Source organism: Shimazuella kribbensis DSM 45090 (assembly GCF_000428065.1).
Lineage (GTDB): Bacteria > Bacillota > Bacilli > Thermoactinomycetales > Thermoactinomycetaceae > Shimazuella > Shimazuella kribbensis.
Map to the genome: position 1 here is coordinate 329,753 of NZ_ATZF01000002.1, position 17,938 is coordinate 347,690.

Sequence of the window (17,938 nt, forward strand, 5' to 3'; positions counted from 1 at the left end):
AATGTGGTCAAAATGTGGTCAAATGAGGTTTTAAACAAAAACGAAAAGCCAAAACCCCTTATATATCAAGGAAAATTGGCTCTCGTTTAGTGAGTGTCGATTATACTTCCATAATAATTGGTAAGATCATAGGACGTCGGCGGGTGCGTTCGTAAAGGAATTTGCTTAAGGAGTCACGAATGCTCGTTTTAAGCGATGCCCATTCACTTACTTGTTCTTTCATACATTTTTCCATTGTCTGGTTGACTACATTGTTGGCGTCTTCCAGCAGTCTCTCTGATTCGCGTACATAGACAAATCCGCGGGAGATAATATCTGGACCAGATAAAATGGTTCCATTTGCTTTACTTAGGGTAAGAACAACAACTAAAATACCGTCTTGGGAAAGGAGTTTTCGATCTCTTAAGACGATGTTTCCAACATCTCCAACACCAAGTCCATCAATAAGGACTTTTCCTGTTGAAATCTTAGGACCATACCTCGCTTTACCACCTGAAAATTCTACTGTATCTCCATTATCGCAGATAAAAATATTATCGGTTTTTACACCGACTGATTCGGCTAGTTGGGCGTGAGCGCGGAGCATCCGGTACTCACCATGAATTGGAATGAAAAATTTAGGACGAATAAGATTGAGCATTAATTTAAGATCTTCTTGTGCACCGTGTCCGGACACGTGGACATGGGAGGTTGCACTATATACGACTTCTGCACCAATACGGAACAATTGATCAATGGTACGACCAATACTTCTTTCATTTCCAGGGATCGGAGTTGCAGCAATGACAACTGTGTCACCAGGAAGAATCTCAATCTTCCGGTGAGAAGCATTTGCCATTCTCGTAAGCGCTGACATCGCCTCTCCTTGGCTACCAGTAGAGATCACAGCTACTCGATGAGCAGGGAGACGATTGATCTCATCTGGCTCGATGATCAGATCTTTTGGAATATCCAAATATCCCAAATCAGATGCGATATTCACCACATTTACCATACTGCGCCCTACTACAGCAAGTTTTCTGCCATGATGATAGGCAGCATTCACTACTTGTTGAATCCGATGGATATTGGAAGCAAAGGTAGCAACAATGACACGTTGCTTGGATTTGCGAAATACTTCCATCAGATTGTCGCCTACGGAGCGTTCGGTACCAATGAAACCTGGACGTTCTGCATTGGTACTGTCAGATAATAAACAAAGTACGCCTCGTCTCCCAATCTCAGCCATTTTGTGGAAGTCACTATTGTTATCGTTTACAGGCGTCATATCAAACTTAAAGTCACCTGTATGTACAACAAGTCCTTCTGGCGTATCCACACAAACTCCCACTGAATCAGGAATACTGTGGTTTGTATAGAAGAAGCTTGCTTTTAATCGACCGAGTTGAATCTCTGATTGATTGGTAACTACATGACGTTTCACATCATGCACATGTGCTTCCCGTAACTTGTGTTCAATTAGCCCCATGGTGAGTTGTGTAGCGTAGATTGGTGCTTTCACTTGTTTTAAGATATAGGCTAATCCGCCGATATGATCTTCGTGTCCGTGTGTAAGAATAATACCTCTTAATTTGCTCTGATTTTCGATGAGGTAAGATATGTCTGGAATAACGATGTCGATCCCCAGCATATCTTCCTCAGGAAACATTAGTCCTGAATCAATTACCACGATGTCATCTTCATATTGGACAACATACATGTTTTTTCCGATTTCACCCAACCCACCGAGCGCAAATACGTGTAACTTGCCTCGCTGGTTCTTTGTCAAAAAACTTACCTCCTGTATATGTTTTTGTTGTTCACCCTATAACCGCACAAATCTCACTTGGTATTCATTATATACGATTTGAAAAAGGCTATGCAAGATAGCAGCACAGAAAAACAAAAATGTCACATATAGGGGAGAGATGCACCTTAAATGGTGTATTCCAAAAGAAATTCAGAAATATTGGAGAGTTAATCCTTTGAACATTGCAGGAAAAAATAAAACGAACAATGTTGACCAAAATAAACAGGGAAAAGTAAGATTGGCTTAGATATCATTTTCCAATTGAACAGCCCCCTCCTATTCTTCTCTGGAGGGGACCTCTATCACGGCAGCTTAGGTAAGCAGCCAATGTTCAGACACTTCTTCTTCGTAGATCTCAAATACTTCTTTGAGATCTACGAATCCAAGTACTTGGACAGCACGAAGCAGATCCAAGACATTTCTATTTGCGTTTTTTGCAGCATCTCTTCTAGCTGCACTTTTTGCTCTCTCTACCAATGCTGCTTGAATTTCTAGAGAACTCGAACCAGAGTCCCAGAACACAGAGTAACCCATTTGGATGTTATAGCTGTATTCCATCTCTCTTGATTCGATCTCCTCCAAGAGTCGCAGAAGCAACTCCTGAATTTTCTGGATCATCCCTTCGACTGGCAGACTCGTAGATGCTTGTTTTACAGCTTCCAGAAGCCTTAGTGCACGGCATGCATTCATGAGTACCACAAAGAACGCCACCCGCTCTGTCTCCATTCCATCTAGAGTGGGAAGTTGTCCACTTCCCTTTCTCTTCAAGAGTTTCTGGAGTTGCTCATAAGAACGAGTAAAACTCTCATAATGCCCGAACTCCGCATGCAGAGAGACATACTTTCTCTTGAAAGCAACCTTCGACAAAATAACTTTTCTGTCGTTTCTCTCTTTTTTATCTTTGCATATTACGAGAAGAAGTGGGATGAGTGAGATCAAAAGCAGTGGGATAACAGTGAGCCACATGGCAGCTCCCAAATAACCCCACATCACACTCGAATAAAATGTCCCAATCACTCCACCCAATTGAATCATGAAGCCTGAGGTGGCAAACGCAGCACCATGTTTTTTCGGGTTAACCTTTCGGCTGATCGCCTCTGTGATGCTAAGAGTGTTTCCGCAGATGGCGATCCCCATCAAGATTCCAGCTAGCAACATGATAGGCAAAGAACGCCCCATCCAGATCATGATCAAACACAAAATCATGATCAAATTGCTACCCATCATGATAGGGAAATAGCCCTTTGGGCTACTAGCAAACCGAGGCATTACCGTCAAGGCTACTGCCGCATTTCCTACTGTAGCCATTGCCAAAATCAATCCAGGCTGGTTCAACCAGTAACTGGCAAACCAAGCGAGAAATGATGAATACGCAGCAACTACACCTAGCCCAGGAAGAGCAAGGATAAAAGCATCCTTTTGAGTGATCCCTTTTACACTGCAAGCGGAGTGCACTGCATGAATGAGCTTTTTCGCCCTTTGTCTCAAAGTCACACTAGGCTTAGAGATAAGAGCAAGACCAGAGTACACCAAAACAACAGAAGAAATCCCTAGGACAATAACAACTTGCCAAAGGATTGTCATTTTGGCTAGCCACAGACCAGCGGCCATAGCAAGTCCCGATCCCAGATAAATGCAAGTACCTGCGAAGGCGCTCGCACGAGCCTGGTTCTTGCGTGAAACACTTTTTCTCACTACGAGAAAGATTGAGTTAACCACGAGAGCGTAGGCAATTCCGTGCAGTACACGCACTACTGCGAGAGCAAATGTTCCATCCGCAAAGGGATATCCACAGAGTGTAGCTGCCATGATCGGCAAACTCCACAACAGAAGCTTTTTTTCCCCAACTTTGTCAGTAATCCTTCCGAAGAAAAGCCTACCGAACATGACGGTCATCATGTAGGCTGTCATGACCACACTGGCGCTTTCTGCACTCAACAAAATGTGGAGGGACTGGGCGATTATATCTTGAATCGCTGAGACCGCTAGCACCTGTCCGATAATCAGGAGGGAAAGTCCCATCATCTTACGAGTGGGTTTCAAAGATCTAGTCCAGTTCACCAGAACTCCAAGTAATTGAATGAATGTCTTTCATTCATATTAACTTAATTTTCTGGCCGCGTGCAAAAAATCTAATAATAAAAAAAGATCCGTAACTACGGATCTTTTTTTATTATTGTACAAGTTCATGAAACCAAACATCTACTTTTTGTTTCTCATCCTCAGTCATCTCTACCAAAGGCAAGCGTACTGTTGGATTCATGAGTCCTTTTTTTGCCAAAGTATATTTTAAAGGAGATGGGCTTGATGTTAAAAATATCCCTTCAAATACAGGTTGGTATTGTTGATGAAGTTTTGCTGCTTTTTTCACATCACCTGATAAATAAGCATTTATCATTTCTTTCATTTCTAGACCAACGAGATGACTCGCCACACTTACGATACCATCCCCACCTGCAGCCAATACAGGGAGAGTTAGGCTATCATCTCCACTATAGACCACTACATCATCAGGAACAGATGCAATCACTTTTGTTATTTGTGAAAGATCGCCGCTAGCTTCTTTAATTGCCACCACATTGTCTAACTCTGCTAAACGAATCATGGTTTCCGCAGTCATATTTGCACCTGTTCTCCCAGGTACATTATAGAGCATCACTGGAAGTGTCGTAGCATTAGCAATCGCTACAAAATGTTGATATATGCCTTCTTGCGAAGGTTTATTATAGTAAGGTACTACCCCCATCACACCATCTACACCAGTCTCTGCTGCCATACGAGTAAATTGAACGGTTTCTGCTGTATTGTTACTACCAATACCAGCAATAATCTTGATACGATTGGCAACTTTTTTAACAGTAAAAGTGAACAGGGCTAGTTTTTCATCTTTGGTCAATGTAGGAGATTCAGCGGTTGTTCCAGATACAACAATCGTATCTGTACCAGTTTGAATGAGATGTTCAATAAGGGCACCTTGTGCATCCCAATCGATTTCACCTTCTGGTTTGAATGGGGTACACATCGCAGTTAATAGGCGTCCAAATAACATATTTCAACCTCCTCCGTCAGTATTTATGAAGTTCGAATTTACGATGCAATGCACGAATTGCTTTTACCATGTCATCTCCAGGCACAAGTACCCAAATCGTGGTATGAGAATCAGCAGACTGAAGAACTTTTACATCCTCTTCTGTCAATGCTTCTAAAATTTTCGCCATAACTCCTGGCACCCCAGCAATGCCTGCTCCAACAACAGATACTTTTGCACAAGATGGATAGAGTTCAGGCTCCAATCCCATTTCGATCAATAATGATTTGGCCAGCTCTCCGAGTGGATCACTTACCGTATATGCAATACTGCTTGGAGTAACACTAATAAAGTCTACACTTATCCCATTTGATGCCATCTTTCGAAATACATCCAAATGTTGGTCTAAGTGATCTGCTGGTATTCGGATCTGAGTAACATTTGGCATCTGGGTAATTCCCGTGATGAGACGATCTGATATCTCAGCCAATCCTACCCGCTCAGGACGGCTTACTACTAGTGTTCCAATCCCATCCGATAAGGTAGATCTCACTCGGATCGGAACATTCGTCTGCATCGCTATCTCTACTGCACGAGGGTGGACGACCTTAGCTCCTTGGAATGCAAGGTTACACATTTCGGTGTAGGTTACCATTTCCAGAGAAGTAGCCTCTTCTACAATCCGCGGATCAGCAGTAAGTACACCTTCTACATCAGTGAAAATATCTACATATTCAGCCTGTAATGCGACTCCAAGTGCTGTTGCAGTCGTATCGCTACCTCCACGGCCCAATGTAGTAATTTCACCATCTGCAGTTTGACCTTGAAACCCAGCAACTATCACTACTCTACCTTGCTTTAGTTCTTCTTGTAACCGTTTCGGGTTCAAAGATACGATTTGCGCATTGCTGTGTTGATTATTGGTTATGATACCCGCTTGTCCACCAGTGAGTACGATATTTTCGATCCCGTGATGGGTCAAAAGACTACTTAAAACACTCGCAGATATAATTTCTCCACAACTTAGCAAAAGATCTTGCTCTCTGGAGGAAAGATTTTTTAACTGCTCCCCTTTTGTCAGGCCCAAAAGTGTGTCTGTAGCATATGGCTCGCCTTTTCTTCCCATAGCCGAGACCACTACAACTACTTGATAATCTTCTGTCAAAGCAGATTGTATGTGATGCAAGACACGTTCTCTCATCTGAGACGTTGCCACAGAAGTACCACCAAACTTCTGTACGATTACTTTCATATTAATCCCTTCTTATTCGTTTATCCTCTACCAATGCTTCTGCGATTTGTACTGCGTTGGATGCTGCTCCTTTTAATAAGTTATCAGATACGACCCACATGTTGAGCCCTTTTGGATGTGCCAAGTCCCGGCGCAATCGCCCAATAAAGACTTCATCATGTCCTGCAGCATCGAGCGGCATCGGGTATACCTGCTGTTCTAAATCGTCTTGCATGACAATACCAGGAAAACTTTCTAATAATGATCGTACATCACAAAGCTGGTAATCTTCTTTCAATTCTACATATACCGCTTCACTATGCCCACGGTAAACAGGAATGCGTACACAGGTGGGTGTGATACCAAGACGATCATCACCTAATATTTTCTTCGTTTCTTGCACCATTTTCATTTCTTCAAAAGTAAAACCGTTATCCATACCAACATCTATTTGTGGAATAGCATTAAATGCGATGGGATAATGTTGGTCCAATTTTCCTACTGGTAAAAGATTGGACACTGGTTCTTCGCCCACCAACATCGCAGCTGCTTGAGCACGCAACTCCTCGATAGCTTGGGAACCTGCCCCTGATACAGCTTGATAAGTAGAAACAATTATACGCTCAAGTCCATATTGATCTTGCAATGGTTTTAAAGCAACCACCATCTGGATGGTTGAACAGTTAGGATTCGCAATAATTCCTTGGTGATCCGATAATGCTTCGCGGTTTACTTCGGGTACAACCAAAGGTACATTTTCATCCATACGAAATGCACTCGAATTATCTATCACGACAGCGCCACGTTTGACAGCTTCAGGAGCAAGAAACTTACTTACCCCTCCACCAGCACTGAACAATGCAATATCCACACCTTCAAATGAATCTGGCGTAGCCTCTAATACAGTAACTGCCTTTCCTTGAAATTGAACAGTTGCTCCAGCAGATCTGGCAGAAGCTAGTGGAATCAATTTTCCTACTGGAAACTCACGTTTCTCCAAGGATTGTATCATTTGTTGTCCTACTGCTCCAGTCGCCCCTACAACAGCTACGGTATAAGTCACAAGTTTTTCCTCCTACAAATAAAGGGTAAGTCCCCTCTTGGGGACTAATTATAACTATTCCTATTATGAAGGGAAGTAACGGTATTTTTCAACTAGTAAAGGTTGAATTTGTTTTCCTTCCATTGCAGCTTCGCATGTATTGGGGATTAGTTCCATACGAGAAACACAAGATTTAGGCTTCTTTTCTGGAGCATCTTGCCCAAATGGAACAAAATAAATATCTTTGGCAGCGAGTAACTTAGCAAGGTTGGCAGCATTTAATCCAAGAGCGTCATTCGTAGAAATAGCCAAGATGACAGGACGATGATTACGCATCATAGCTTTTGCAGCCATTAATACTGGGCCATCTGTTAATGCATTCGCAAGCCTTGCTAAGCTATTCCCTGTACATGGAGCAACTACATAACAATCTAATATTCCAGAAGGTCCAAGTGGTTCTGTTTCTTGAATAGTAGTATAAGGATCTCGACCGGTAATATCTTTAATTTTACTTTTCCAATCTTCAGCTGTACCGAATCGGCTATCTACATTGGCCACTGTATGAGACATAATAGGTATAATATTGGCTCCCAGTGAGACTAGACGTTTCATCTGAGGAAGCACTTCATCATGGGTACAATGAGATCCTGTTAATCCAAATCCAATTGTTTTTCCTTCTAAACTCATTGTCCTACCTCCTTGGCAATCTCTTCCATCATTAACTGACGAATCGTTGTGGCAAGAATGCGACCTGCTGTCTTGGGTGCTACAATGCCAGGAAGACTAGGGCATAAAATGGCCTTTAAACCTCGCTTTTCAGCATATTGATAATCGATCCCTCCGGGTTTTGAAGCAATATCAATCATCACTGCATCATGACGAACACGAGCTAAAACAGATGCAGTAAGTACTTGGGCAGGAATTGTATTAAATATAAGTTCTGCTTCTTCTACATAGTCTTCTAATTCATGTAAGTAAAAAGGCGTAACACCCATTTCAAATGCTCTTGCATAATCGGACGAATCTGATATTCCCACTTTTACTCGGGCACCAATCGATTGCAATGTTCTAGCCAATGTGATCCCGACTCTTCCTAGACCAAGGACCAGTGTATTGGAGTTATGAATGGTTATATTTGTGTTTTGGATCGCCATCATAATGGCACCCTCTACAGTCGGAATAGAATTATAAATGGCAACATCGTCTCTTTGCATCAGCTCGAGAAAAGAAATTTGATATTCAGAACATAAATTTTTGAGATATGGTCTTGCCAACCCCGTGAAAATAATGGCATGCTTTGGCAATGCCTTCATATGTTCCTCTGTAAGAATAAGTGTCTTGGTTGTAAAAATACTGCTAACTTCTCCTTTATCGTCTGTACCAATAACAGGAAGTACTACCACGTCTGCTCTAGCGAGTATTGCAGGTTCGAAATCTTTTTGCATTGTACCACTTAGGGGAGTATGCAAATTGTCAAATCCAATTAATGTGATATTTGCTCTCATTTTGATAAAACTTTTAATTACTTCCAGTTGCCTAGCATCTCCGCCAATAAAAATAAAGTGTTTATCTGTCAGCATCCGTTCAACCCCTTTCCCCACATGATGTACTTATATTCGTATGGGGTATTGCCGGTTACCCATTAGCCTATTTTTTCCTTTTTATGATTCCATCAAATAGGTATGTTGCTGAATAATAATAAGTTCTGGGCCTACTTTTTGTATGCTGGACCAACTTAGAGACAACTCGGTTGTTTTGCGACGGAAAATAGAATTTCCCAGGGGCAATACAATATTTTTTATTTCCCCTGTTTTTGGATCAATCACCAAATCAGAACGGTGAAATGTCCCCAGCTTTTCACCTGTATCCATATTGACACATTCTTTTTCAATAAATTTACTCCAACGCATCGCCATCACCTCTTACTACTAAAGATATGGGACAAAGGAAAGATTCAGTCGTAGAAAAACAAAAAGCTGCCCATGAAAGACAGCTTTTTGTTCTACTGAAGAGGTAACTTTTTTTCACTAAGAAATTTTTTCAAATACAATCTTTTGGGATGTACCAACATTTTTGCCATCATCTGTGTCCAGCTATCCTTTTTCTTTCCAGCTGTCCTTTGCTTATAATAAGCCACCATATCTTGATTGTAATCACGGAGATAGGTACACATTTTTCCGTCTGACATATATTCTTCTTCATGATAGATTGCCTCCATGGGCAATCTTTGTTTTTTGTCTGTACGGTAATCAATATAACCTACACACAAGCCAAACAGCGGAACAACATAGTCTGGTATTTTTAACAAGGATGACACTTCGTATAAATGATTACGCAATCCTCCTATGTAACAAATACCAAGCCCCATGGATTCCGCAGCAATAGCAGCATTTTGTGCAGCAAGTGCGGCATCGATCACACCTACCGTATAGAGTTCTGTTGAAGATAGACTCTCTTCTATATCAACCTCTTGTATTTCTTCCATCTGTGCAGCCATTTGCAAACGATGCAAGTCTAGACAAAATACGAAAAAATGACCGTTCTTTGCCACATATGCCTGATTTCCAGCTAAACGAGCCAATTCAGCCTTTTTATTTCTATCTTTAATACCAATAATCGAGTAAGCTTGAACAAAACTCGATGTAGATGCTGCTTGTGCACTTTTTACAATCCATTCAATTTGATCATCTGATAATGCGATATCTTGAAAAGAACGAATAGATCGATGATCAAAGAGCATTTTTATCATGTCATTCATTATTCATACCCCTTTTACAAATTATAAAAATACCACCTTATAGGTGGTATTCTGACTCCATGATTATTTTAATATGATACCAAAGTTTAATCTTCTTTTGTCTCTAGTAAGTCATCTAGTTGACCTTTCATCATTTCCAAGCCAAATGTAAAGATATACATTGTTAAATGAAAATGAAAATCTTCTACTTCTTCCTCTTCCCCATTCTGCAAGATAGAGGTGATCTGATTGAGATGTGCTTGTGTTAATAAGGAATGAATTCGCTTTCCATTTTGGAGACACCACTTGATTAGTTGGACCATTTGCTTACGATCATTGGGAGAAAACGACGTTAATTTTTCATGGAGATTGCTATCTTCGCACGAATGAAGCAAATGCCAAGCTAGATATTTTACAGCTTCCAATTCTCTTCCTCGCATGAATGCAATGTTAACTCATCAAGAGATCCAATTTTTTGATCCAATGCTCTCCCTAAAATAAATATACTCCCATTTGACATATCAAAGATTTCTGTATGAAGAAGGTTTAATTTGATCGTTCCGCCATTAACAAGATGTAGTTTTATTTCTTTGTTCGCTAACTGTTGTGTAGAAGTTGTTTGGAATTTCTTAAATTTACATCCCATATCTCTCACCTTTCTCTGTTAATTTGTAGATCAAAATCAACTAACAGAAACGTTTCATTCTAAAAAAATGATCGATTTTCTCAGGAAATCCAAAATAAATATATGAAAATGTTGATAAATCCAGTAAACGTAAGATCTTACCTTTAGTATAAGAGCTAGAAATAGCAAATTCAATATATTACAAAAACAAGATAATTCTTTTATGTATTACGGTAATTCGAGAAAAAATGTGTTAAAATCAATGGTTTTAATGCTTAATTCCCATACTTCACGATAAATTCTGAATTGACAATTAGTCCAAATTTAAACATTATTAAAAGAAATGCCTTTATTAGAGGTGATTTCATATGGACATTTCTAAAATTGGTTCTTATATTCGCAAAGCTCGTAAAGAAAGAGGCATGACATTAGATGATCTAGCCGATAATTATATTCCCCGTGCAACCCTGTCTTCTATAGAAAGAGGTATCACTCGTAATCCAACAAAAATAAACTATCTCCTACGCAAACTTGATCTTCATTTATCAGAACTTACACAGCAAGAGCAATCCGAGCAAGAAGAAAAATATTTAGATTTACTGTCACTAGAGAATAAAATAAATCGAGATCCTAGCTCGGTTTTAAAAAAATTAGCCCAATTAACCGAAAGATATCAAGGAGCATTACTCGATTTTTTAAAGGGTCGATGTTACTTTAAGCTAAATCAAGAAGATAAATCAACCGCTTATTTCAAAGAATCACTTAAAAACTTAGAAAAAGAAATTGATTCAGGAAAAACAAATTTAAAACCATATTGTTTAAACCATCTAGCAATCATCGCTTTTCATAAAAACAATTATGAACAGGCTTTGCAATTTACGAACGAAGGATTGTCCGCTTTTGATCGAAATGGAGAACGAAAATACCTCTACACTACTCTTTTATCTAATCGTTCTATTTATCTGTACAATCTAGGCAGAACAGAAGACGCACTTAAAACAATTGAACAAATCAAAGCAGATTCTTTTGACCTTAATATGGATACCGTTATAGGCATGTATGATTTTCAAGCTGAATTAAACTTGAAAATTCAAATGTATGAAGAAGCATTCGCTTGCGCCAAAAAAGGATTAGAATTAGCATTAATCAACGATAACTATGAAAGACAAATGGAATTATATATCACTCTTTCTAATATATACAAACAACGCAACTATCCCCTGCATGCAGAAAAATGTTTATTAACAGCTATCGGCCTAGAGAATAGCATCTCAAAAAGACATCAACTTGTTCTGCAAGCCTACCTCCAGCTAGGAATTCTTTACCAAGAACAAAACAGATATAGTCGTTCTCAAAAAGTATTAAAGAAAACAATTAGGATTGCGAATAAACAGAATAACATGTTAGAATACACCAAAACAATGTTACAACTAGCAAAAACATGCCAACTAGATACGTCATACAATCAAGCAATCCATTACTACAAGGAGGTACTCCAACATGCCATGGATCACACAACAAAACTTCAATCTCTATCTGGGCTTGCTGAAGTCTATTTACAACTTGATGATAATGAAAATTATCTTAAATACTCCAAACAATACTTTACAAGTATCAAAAGTTTCTGAAAGGAGGACATTTCATGTGCTATGGTACTCATCCTTCTGGGGATTAATTCGAAAAGAACCGTTTCCTTCTAGACAAATGGGAAACGGTTCTTTTATAAACTTTATTCATACCCAGTTAGTCTCTATGTTTAGCTGGTAAATATATTTGTTCATTGGGGACTTGCAAATGATCCAATTGATCCTTTTGAATCATGTGGCGTTGTTCCTCAACAAAATCAGATATATCTTCGATCTCTATGATCCAATCTTTTACATACTTTTGTAAACTTTCTCCTTTCAATCCAAGTTGAATTGCTTTTCGATCCAGCTTATTGCCAAATGGATCATGATCTGGGTCCCATTGCAATCGGACAGATGATTCTTTCAATACTTTTTTCCATTTATCTTGTGTTCCATATGATGTTTGATAACTGCTATGAACTGCTGACTGTAATATCTCCTCAAATCCCTCTCGTCTCAGCCGAATCGCTAGCGTAACTTCTTGATCTGCCTTCATTCCCCAACCAGACCGAAACATCATCCACAGAAAATTCGGTTTGATCCAACTCATCCGATTCATGGAAAATTCTCCACCAAATGTTTGCTGTTCTACAGCGTATGCTGCTATTTTGGGACAGTATGCTTGATATACAACAATAGATGTATCATCATAGGTAGCCAGAATATGTTTGCCACTTTCCGGCCATGTTTTTTTAACGTAAGAAAATTAGTTGGTTTAATAAATCTCATGCTGTCACTCCTAATTTTGGCAATACAAACATTGTAACTTAAATACGAAAAACATCCTAACTATACCTCTATTAGGATGTTGATATTTTTTGTATGTGAAATAGTTTGATTACGGGGGAAGGCTGAGCCTCAATCTAGACCTGAGGTGAGGAATAATCCCTTCGATCCCTATGATGTGACCAGACGGTATCTTACCATTATGGTCTAGCTAATGGGTAGGTTCCTCGCTCGAAGAATCATCACTTTGAATCGAGGCTTTCCGGCTTGATCTCATCGTCCCAGTTCATCTTTGTTACGCCGATCGGAATGTGGGTTACCCACTTGATGAGCGCACGACGATTCGCGATGAGGCCAAGAACAGCTCCGATGAACACTACAACTTTGCGCATTGGACTCCTTCGGGAGATCGACTACTGGATTTTATTATAGCATGAATCCTATTCTTGCATCTGTCCACTGAAGAGAACTTTATCATCAAGATGCAGTACCCCATCTTTGATCGTATAAACATGGTCACATAAGTCTAATACCCTCTCATCATGTGTAACCATAATTCCTGCCTTTCCTTTCCGTTTCACTTCACTAGCTAGCATCTCCACCACTTCTCGACCACGTTTGGAATCCAGACTTGCAGTTGGTTCATCAGCTAGTATGATTTCAGGATCATTCATCCATGCTCGTGCAATTGCAACACGCTGTTTTTCTCCACCAGATAATTGTGCGGGAAAATGGTGTGTACGGTGAGATAAACCTAATTCTTTTAGCAAACGATCCGCCCTTTGTTTCATTCCTTTACTATTACTTGCTAATTTACCTATCAATAGTAATTGATCCAAAACAGATAGGTAAGGAATGAGATTGGATGCCTGAAACACAAAGCCAATTTTTTGTAATCTTAGTTGCGCTCTTTCTTTTTCCGAAAGCTTCGTAATTTCTACATTATCAAGATAAACATTGCCATTCGTCGGAGATAACAGGAGACCTGCCATGGATAAAAGCGTACTTTTCCCAGATCCGGAAGGACCTATGATCGCTACAAATTCTCCAGCTTTTACTTCCAAGGAAACATCTTTGAGAGCCGCTGTTTGATTGGTTTTTTCGCCATATACTTTACTAACTCGTTCGAAAGCCAACATATGATTCATCATTCAACCCTCCCAATTGCATCAATTGCTTCTACTTTGGAAATATGGTATACCGACAACAAAGCTCCTACCAAAGATACAACGATCATTAGCACTGAGAATCCAACAGAAGTATTCGTTTCTAAGAGAAAAGGAACACTATCTGGTAAAACAAAGGCGGAACCATAAGTCAATCCAATACTTACAACCACTGTTACAATAGAAATACTCAAGATCTGAGCAACTACACTTTGAGCCAAAAACTTCGTATTAGCACCGATTGCCTTTAACACACCAAATTGATGTGACTTTTGAAGTGTAATAACATAGAAAAATACTGCTTGAATAAAAGAAGCTATGACAAATAAAAAGGCAATCATCATTTGTAATGACCCTTGCTCTTCTTTATAACCTGGTGTACTTTCTAATACTTGTTCTTTAGGGACGAATTCCAGTTGCTGATCTATTTTTATTTTACTATCTGTTTCGCGAAGCACAATGGCTTGAAAAGTATCTTTCTTTGTCCATGCCTTCCAACTGCTTAGGTTCATAAAAATAACAGGAGAATGGCTATAAGATTTATTTTTGGTAAAACCCACTACTTTCCATTTGGATGAAGTGTCGGTGTCGACGATCCAATCACCTATATTAATGCCTTCCTGTTGAAGAGATTGATCCACAACAACTTCTCGTTTTTCGTTGTTATTCATCGATTTCCCTTGTATCACAACTGGCATCAGAAATTCTTTCGGATCTACAGCAAAAACGGTGATATCGATTTTTTTGGATTTGCCGATTTTACTTATAGCAGCCATTTTTACTCCAAGCGGCGTTGCTTGTCCTTCTTTAACCTGTTGCTCAACAGATTTCCATTGCACCATATTGACTTGTGAACGATTTATTTTGCTTTCTGCCTCTGATTGCAAGATGAAAGAATTTGCGTTGATCTGCTGAATAGCAGAGGCATTGTCCGCAGACAATCCATTTGCTAATCCTGCAATCATAAATACTAACCAAGTAATCAATACCATAATGAAACCAATTAGAAAATAACGTAACTTGGCATACATCATTTCCCGAATCGCTAGAAACATGTTCTTGCACCTCTCTTTCTAGCTCGATTATAAGAAGTGCACATGAACATGAGATGAATATCATATTACAGTCTTGGAAGTGTCACGATAAAAGTAGTTCCTACTTGAGGAACGCTGGACACCTGAATACTACCTTTATGTAAAGAAATGATTTTATGCACAATGGATAACCCAAGTCCACTACCTCCAACTTTATTTGTTCGGGATTTATCTGTTTTGTAAAAACGTTCAAATACATGTGATATATCTTCTTTCGATATTCCTACCCCTGTATCTGTAACACGAACTTGTATTTCCTCTACAGATATTGGTAGTATTTCAAAACGGATCGTACCGCCTTCATCCGTAAATTTTATACCGTTGGTCAGTAAGTTTATCCATACTTGATAAAGAAGTTTAGCATCTGCATTTATCAGCGTGGATGGTAAATCCAACTCGATCGCTAACCCTTTCGCTCTCCATTGCCACTGCAACATGGTTACAACTTGGTTGATCTGCTCCGCCAAATCAAATGGACTTCGTTGTAATAGATTTTTTTCACTTTCTAGTGAGGCCAACGTCAGAAGTTGCTTGCTTAGTATAGACAATCTTTCGCTCTCAAGTTCAATGATGGATAAGTATTGTTTCTTCGTCTCATTTGGCAAATCATTTGATTGAAGAGTTTTAGAAAATCCTTGTATAGACGTAAGTGGTGATTGAATTTCATGTGAAACATTCGACACAAACTCTTGTCTCATCTTTTCCAATTGCTCAATACTAGCCGTCATTCCTGAAAAACTTTTTGCTAGGATTCCTAATTCATCTTTCCGATTAACAGGCAATTGAATATGGAAATCTCCTTCTGCAATTTTTCTAGTCGCTTTGGTTAATGTTCGTATAGGTCTTACAATGTAATAGGTACCAATAAATACAAACAAAATACTCAATCCAATAGTCAAAAGCAACAAAACAGAAAAAAAGATGCGCATTTCTCCAAATTGAGTACCTATATCCGGGCGAACAAATAGAGCAGATCTTCCTTCTATGCCATGAAGCGGCACGCCAATCGTATTGATTAAGGCATCATCAAAAAAACCTGTGATAAACACTCCTGTTGGAAATCTCAGCACTCCATGATATGTTTTTCCTGATAGGACTTCTCGAATCACGGATGCTGGTAGAGATGTTTCATCAAATGGCCTCCCGAAAAAAACAGGCTTTTGTCCCTCTTGATAATATGCGATTTGAAAACCCAAATTTGCAATATGATCGAAGTAATTAGGAAAATCTAACCCCTTATTATTTTCATAGTAATTAGCAATAGTTTGTGTGATTTCAGTTATCTTTTGATCATTGTATGGTTTTAAATTACTTTGGTAATACCAGTTACTTAGAACAAAAGCAAGGCATCCACTAACCAGCATAATGCATACAGTGGTCAGTGCAAACCGCAAGTACAAAGTTTTCACGCTTGGAAGACCTCCAATTTATATCCTACTCCCCGAACCGTTTTGATTATAAAGTCGTTTGTCTTATTCGCGAAACGTTCTCGCAATCGTTTGATGTGTACATCAACAGTTCGTTCATCTCCTACAAACTCCATCCCCCATATCAACTGAATAAGTTCTTCTCTCGTAAAAACGCGATTAGGATGACTCGCTAATTGAGACAGCAATTCAAATTCTTTAAACGGCAATAATATCGTATTTCCATCACATCTCACTTCATAACTTTTTCGGTCAATTACAGTATGTCCGATTAAAATAGAATCTGAATGCAAAACCTGATAACGGCGAAGCAATGCTTTTACACGAAACAGTATTTCCTTTGGTTCAAAAGGTTTGACCATATAATCATCCGTACCTAATTCAAAGCCTCGTTCTTTATCTTGTAACTGATCTTTCGCTGTCAACATCAAGATCGGTATATCATATGTAGTCCTAATTTTCCTGCATAAATCAAAACCATTCATGCGAGGCATCATAATATCAATAATGGCTAATTTTATATTCTCCCTCTGTAGAATATTTAGTGCTTGCTCTCCATCCTCAGCCTCCCAAACTACATATCCTTCTGTGTGTAAATGAAAACGAACCAACTCCCGAATATGTGAATCATCATCAACAACTAAAAGTTGTAACATTTTGCAACCCATCCTTCAAGTGAGCATTTGCACTGTCGATTGATTACTTCCCTTATATCATTAGCATAAGACAATAGAAAAAGCACCAATTTGGTGCTTCCCAGTATTCCTTTAGACCCTATTTTCAAACTCTTCTTTGCATAGCTCTTTCAAGTGGTGAGATATTATCATTTCAATGTCTTCAGGTGTTAGTATGTCCGGTTTTAGAATCCGATGAATCGCCAAACCATCCACTAAACCATACAAACGATCTATTTCTAATTTCATATCTACTTCTGATTTTAGCCACTTGGATTCTTTCAATATATGGAGAGCCCATTCCATCCCCTTGTACATATCCATATACATTTTGTCGATCAATTTGCGCATTTCATTGTTACTTAGTGCTTTAGCATTAAAGGACAGCCAAACTTGTAACTCCATGTGTTCTTCCTCATTTGACGGTATGAAAAATAAAACTATTCTTTTAGCTGCGTCAAAAGGTGATCCTTCGAATTGCTGGACTCTATTTTTTATACGTTCTTCCATTCGTTCTATGATGAGTTCCATGGAAAAATACAGTAGTTCAGATTGATTGGTAAAATAGTGTCGCATCGTACTTACAGATAAATTCGCTTCCTCTGCAATGTTTCGTACAGTAGCTTTTTCAATTCCACTTTTTAAGATCACCTTCCAAACAGCTTGGGCTACTTTTTCCTTTTGTTTTTGGTGATCAACGATTTTAGGCATACATTCCAAATCCTTTTTTGTACAATTGTACCAGTAAGACATTTTGGATTCTATGTTAAA

19 protein-coding genes are annotated in these 17,938 nt (G+C 39.1%); 1 reads left to right on the top strand and 18 read right to left on the bottom strand.

Features of this window, described 5'->3' with window-relative positions; all coding sequences use genetic code 11:
- Nucleotides 1–100: 100 nt before the first annotated feature.
- The 11 genes from A3GQ_RS0105090 to A3GQ_RS0105145 form a co-directional block, all read right to left on the bottom strand.
- Nucleotides 101–1,768 carry a ribonuclease J gene (locus tag A3GQ_RS0105090; protein ID WP_028776133.1) on the bottom strand — a complete coding sequence of 556 codons (1,668 nt, stop codon included), beginning with the start codon at nucleotides 1,766–1,768 and terminating at the stop codon, nucleotides 101–103.
- 333 nt (nucleotides 1,769–2,101) lie between these two features.
- Nucleotides 2,102–3,850 carry an MFS transporter gene (locus A3GQ_RS0105100; RefSeq protein WP_028776134.1) on the bottom strand — a complete coding sequence of 583 codons (1,749 nt, stop codon included), beginning with the start codon at nucleotides 3,848–3,850 and terminating at the stop codon, nucleotides 2,102–2,104.
- 112 nt (nucleotides 3,851–3,962) lie between these two features.
- Entirely contained in the window at nucleotides 3,963–4,838 is an 876-nt protein-coding gene (gene dapA / locus A3GQ_RS0105105; protein ID WP_028776135.1) for a 4-hydroxy-tetrahydrodipicolinate synthase, read from the bottom strand.
- Between the two features lie 16 nt (nucleotides 4,839–4,854).
- The gene (gene dapG, locus A3GQ_RS0105110; protein WP_028776136.1) at nucleotides 4,855–6,069 is read right to left on the bottom strand and encodes an aspartate kinase; all 1,215 of its coding nucleotides are present in this window, start codon (nucleotides 6,067–6,069) and stop codon (nucleotides 4,855–4,857) included.
- Between the two features lies 1 nt (nucleotide 6,070).
- Nucleotides 6,071–7,111, bottom strand: coding sequence for an aspartate-semialdehyde dehydrogenase (locus A3GQ_RS0105115; RefSeq protein WP_028776137.1), 1,041 nt, complete (start codon nucleotides 7,109–7,111; stop codon nucleotides 6,071–6,073).
- A gap of 63 nt (nucleotides 7,112–7,174) precedes the next feature.
- Nucleotides 7,175–7,777 carry a dipicolinate synthase subunit B gene (locus A3GQ_RS0105120; RefSeq protein WP_028776138.1) on the bottom strand — a complete coding sequence of 201 codons (603 nt, stop codon included), beginning with the start codon at nucleotides 7,775–7,777 and terminating at the stop codon, nucleotides 7,175–7,177.
- Nucleotides 7,774–8,670 carry a dipicolinate synthase subunit DpsA gene (dpsA, locus tag A3GQ_RS0105125; protein WP_028776139.1) on the bottom strand — a complete coding sequence of 299 codons (897 nt, stop codon included), beginning with the start codon at nucleotides 8,668–8,670 and terminating at the stop codon, nucleotides 7,774–7,776. The genes A3GQ_RS0105120 and dpsA overlap by 4 nt, the downstream gene beginning before the upstream one ends.
- Nucleotides 8,671–8,751: 81 nt before the next feature.
- Nucleotides 8,752–9,000: a YlmC/YmxH family sporulation protein gene (locus A3GQ_RS0105130; protein ID WP_028776140.1), complete on the bottom strand. Its 249-nt coding sequence runs from the start codon at nucleotides 8,998–9,000 to the stop codon at nucleotides 8,752–8,754.
- Nucleotides 9,001–9,092: 92 nt separating this feature from the next.
- Nucleotides 9,093–9,848, bottom strand: coding sequence for an oxygen-insensitive NADPH nitroreductase (gene nfsA, locus A3GQ_RS0105135; RefSeq protein ID WP_028776141.1), 756 nt, complete (start codon nucleotides 9,846–9,848; stop codon nucleotides 9,093–9,095).
- An 86-nt stretch (nucleotides 9,849–9,934) separates the two neighbouring features.
- A complete protein-coding gene (locus A3GQ_RS0105140; protein WP_028776142.1) occupies nucleotides 9,935–10,252 on the bottom strand; it encodes a hypothetical protein in 318 nt (105 codons plus the stop codon).
- Nucleotides 10,240–10,473, bottom strand: coding sequence for a cupin domain-containing protein (locus A3GQ_RS0105145; RefSeq protein ID WP_028776143.1), 234 nt, complete (start codon nucleotides 10,471–10,473; stop codon nucleotides 10,240–10,242). Before A3GQ_RS0105145 ends, A3GQ_RS0105140 begins: the two co-directional genes overlap by 13 nt.
- 347 nt (nucleotides 10,474–10,820) lie before the next feature.
- Here A3GQ_RS0105145 and A3GQ_RS0105150 point away from each other — a divergent pair, with 347 nt between their 5' ends.
- Complete coding sequence (locus A3GQ_RS0105150; RefSeq protein WP_028776144.1) at nucleotides 10,821–12,080, top strand: helix-turn-helix domain-containing protein; 1,260 nt, start codon at nucleotides 10,821–10,823, stop codon at nucleotides 12,078–12,080.
- Nucleotides 12,081–12,195: 115 nt separating this feature from the next.
- Here the strand turns inward: A3GQ_RS0105150 and A3GQ_RS23470 are convergent, their stop codons facing one another.
- From A3GQ_RS23470 to A3GQ_RS0105190, 7 genes are all read right to left on the bottom strand, one after another.
- The gene (locus A3GQ_RS23470; protein ID WP_051271222.1) at nucleotides 12,196–12,744 is read right to left on the bottom strand and encodes a DUF4291 family protein; all 549 of its coding nucleotides are present in this window, start codon (nucleotides 12,742–12,744) and stop codon (nucleotides 12,196–12,198) included.
- A 304-nt stretch (nucleotides 12,745–13,048) separates the two neighbouring features.
- Nucleotides 13,049–13,198 carry a hypothetical protein gene (locus A3GQ_RS26680; protein WP_156877556.1) on the bottom strand — a complete coding sequence of 50 codons (150 nt, stop codon included), beginning with the start codon at nucleotides 13,196–13,198 and terminating at the stop codon, nucleotides 13,049–13,051.
- Nucleotides 13,199–13,246: 48 nt separating this feature from the next.
- Nucleotides 13,247–13,954, bottom strand: coding sequence for an ABC transporter ATP-binding protein (locus tag A3GQ_RS23475; RefSeq protein WP_051271224.1), 708 nt, complete (start codon nucleotides 13,952–13,954; stop codon nucleotides 13,247–13,249).
- On the bottom strand, nucleotides 13,954–15,027 hold the full coding sequence (locus tag A3GQ_RS0105175) for an ABC transporter permease (RefSeq protein WP_028776145.1): 1,074 nt from the start codon (nucleotides 15,025–15,027) through the stop codon (nucleotides 13,954–13,956). The genes A3GQ_RS23475 and A3GQ_RS0105175 overlap by 1 nt, the downstream gene beginning before the upstream one ends.
- 65 nt (nucleotides 15,028–15,092) lie before the next feature.
- Nucleotides 15,093–16,475: a sensor histidine kinase gene (locus A3GQ_RS0105180; RefSeq protein ID WP_028776146.1), complete on the bottom strand. Its 1,383-nt coding sequence runs from the start codon at nucleotides 16,473–16,475 to the stop codon at nucleotides 15,093–15,095.
- Entirely contained in the window at nucleotides 16,472–17,149 is a 678-nt protein-coding gene (locus tag A3GQ_RS0105185; RefSeq protein WP_028776147.1) for a response regulator transcription factor, read from the bottom strand. The genes A3GQ_RS0105180 and A3GQ_RS0105185 overlap by 4 nt, the downstream gene beginning before the upstream one ends.
- 111 nt (nucleotides 17,150–17,260) lie before the next feature.
- Nucleotides 17,261–17,878, bottom strand: coding sequence for a TetR/AcrR family transcriptional regulator (locus tag A3GQ_RS0105190; RefSeq protein ID WP_028776148.1), 618 nt, complete (start codon nucleotides 17,876–17,878; stop codon nucleotides 17,261–17,263).
- Between the last annotated feature and the right edge of the window lie 60 nt (nucleotides 17,879–17,938).

What these genes read in the sequence shown, in the direction of transcription:
- nfsA (WP_028776141.1), bottom strand. Translation starts at nt 9,848, where the DNA reads ATGAATGACATGATAAAAATGCTCTTTGATCATCGATCTATTCGTTCT.
- A3GQ_RS23475 (WP_051271224.1), bottom strand. Translation starts at nt 13,954, where the DNA reads ATGAATCATATGTTGGCTTTCGAACGAGTTAGTAAAGTATATGGCGAA.
- A3GQ_RS0105145 (WP_028776143.1), bottom strand. Translation starts at nt 10,473, where the DNA reads ATGGGATGTAAATTTAAGAAATTCCAAACAACTTCTACACAACAGTTA.
- A3GQ_RS0105190 (WP_028776148.1), bottom strand. Translation starts at nt 17,878, where the DNA reads ATGCCTAAAATCGTTGATCACCAAAAACAAAAGGAAAAAGTAGCCCAA.
- dapG (WP_028776136.1), bottom strand. Translation starts at nt 6,069, where the DNA reads ATGAAAGTAATCGTACAGAAGTTTGGTGGTACTTCTGTGGCAACGTCT.
- A3GQ_RS0105185 (WP_028776147.1), bottom strand. Translation starts at nt 17,149, where the DNA reads ATGTTACAACTTTTAGTTGTTGATGATGATTCACATATTCGGGAGTTG.
- A3GQ_RS0105150 (WP_028776144.1), top strand. Translation starts at nt 10,821, where the DNA reads ATGGACATTTCTAAAATTGGTTCTTATATTCGCAAAGCTCGTAAAGAA.
- A3GQ_RS0105175 (WP_028776145.1), bottom strand. Translation starts at nt 15,027, where the DNA reads ATGTTTCTAGCGATTCGGGAAATGATGTATGCCAAGTTACGTTATTTT.
- A3GQ_RS0105120 (WP_028776138.1), bottom strand. Translation starts at nt 7,777, where the DNA reads ATGAGTTTAGAAGGAAAAACAATTGGATTTGGATTAACAGGATCTCAT.
- dpsA (WP_028776139.1), bottom strand. Translation starts at nt 8,670, where the DNA reads ATGCTGACAGATAAACACTTTATTTTTATTGGCGGAGATGCTAGGCAA.
- dapA (WP_028776135.1), bottom strand. Translation starts at nt 4,838, where the DNA reads ATGTTATTTGGACGCCTATTAACTGCGATGTGTACCCCATTCAAACCA.
- A3GQ_RS0105130 (WP_028776140.1), bottom strand. Translation starts at nt 9,000, where the DNA reads ATGCGTTGGAGTAAATTTATTGAAAAAGAATGTGTCAATATGGATACA.
- A3GQ_RS26680 (WP_156877556.1), bottom strand. Translation starts at nt 13,198, where the DNA reads ATGCGCAAAGTTGTAGTGTTCATCGGAGCTGTTCTTGGCCTCATCGCG.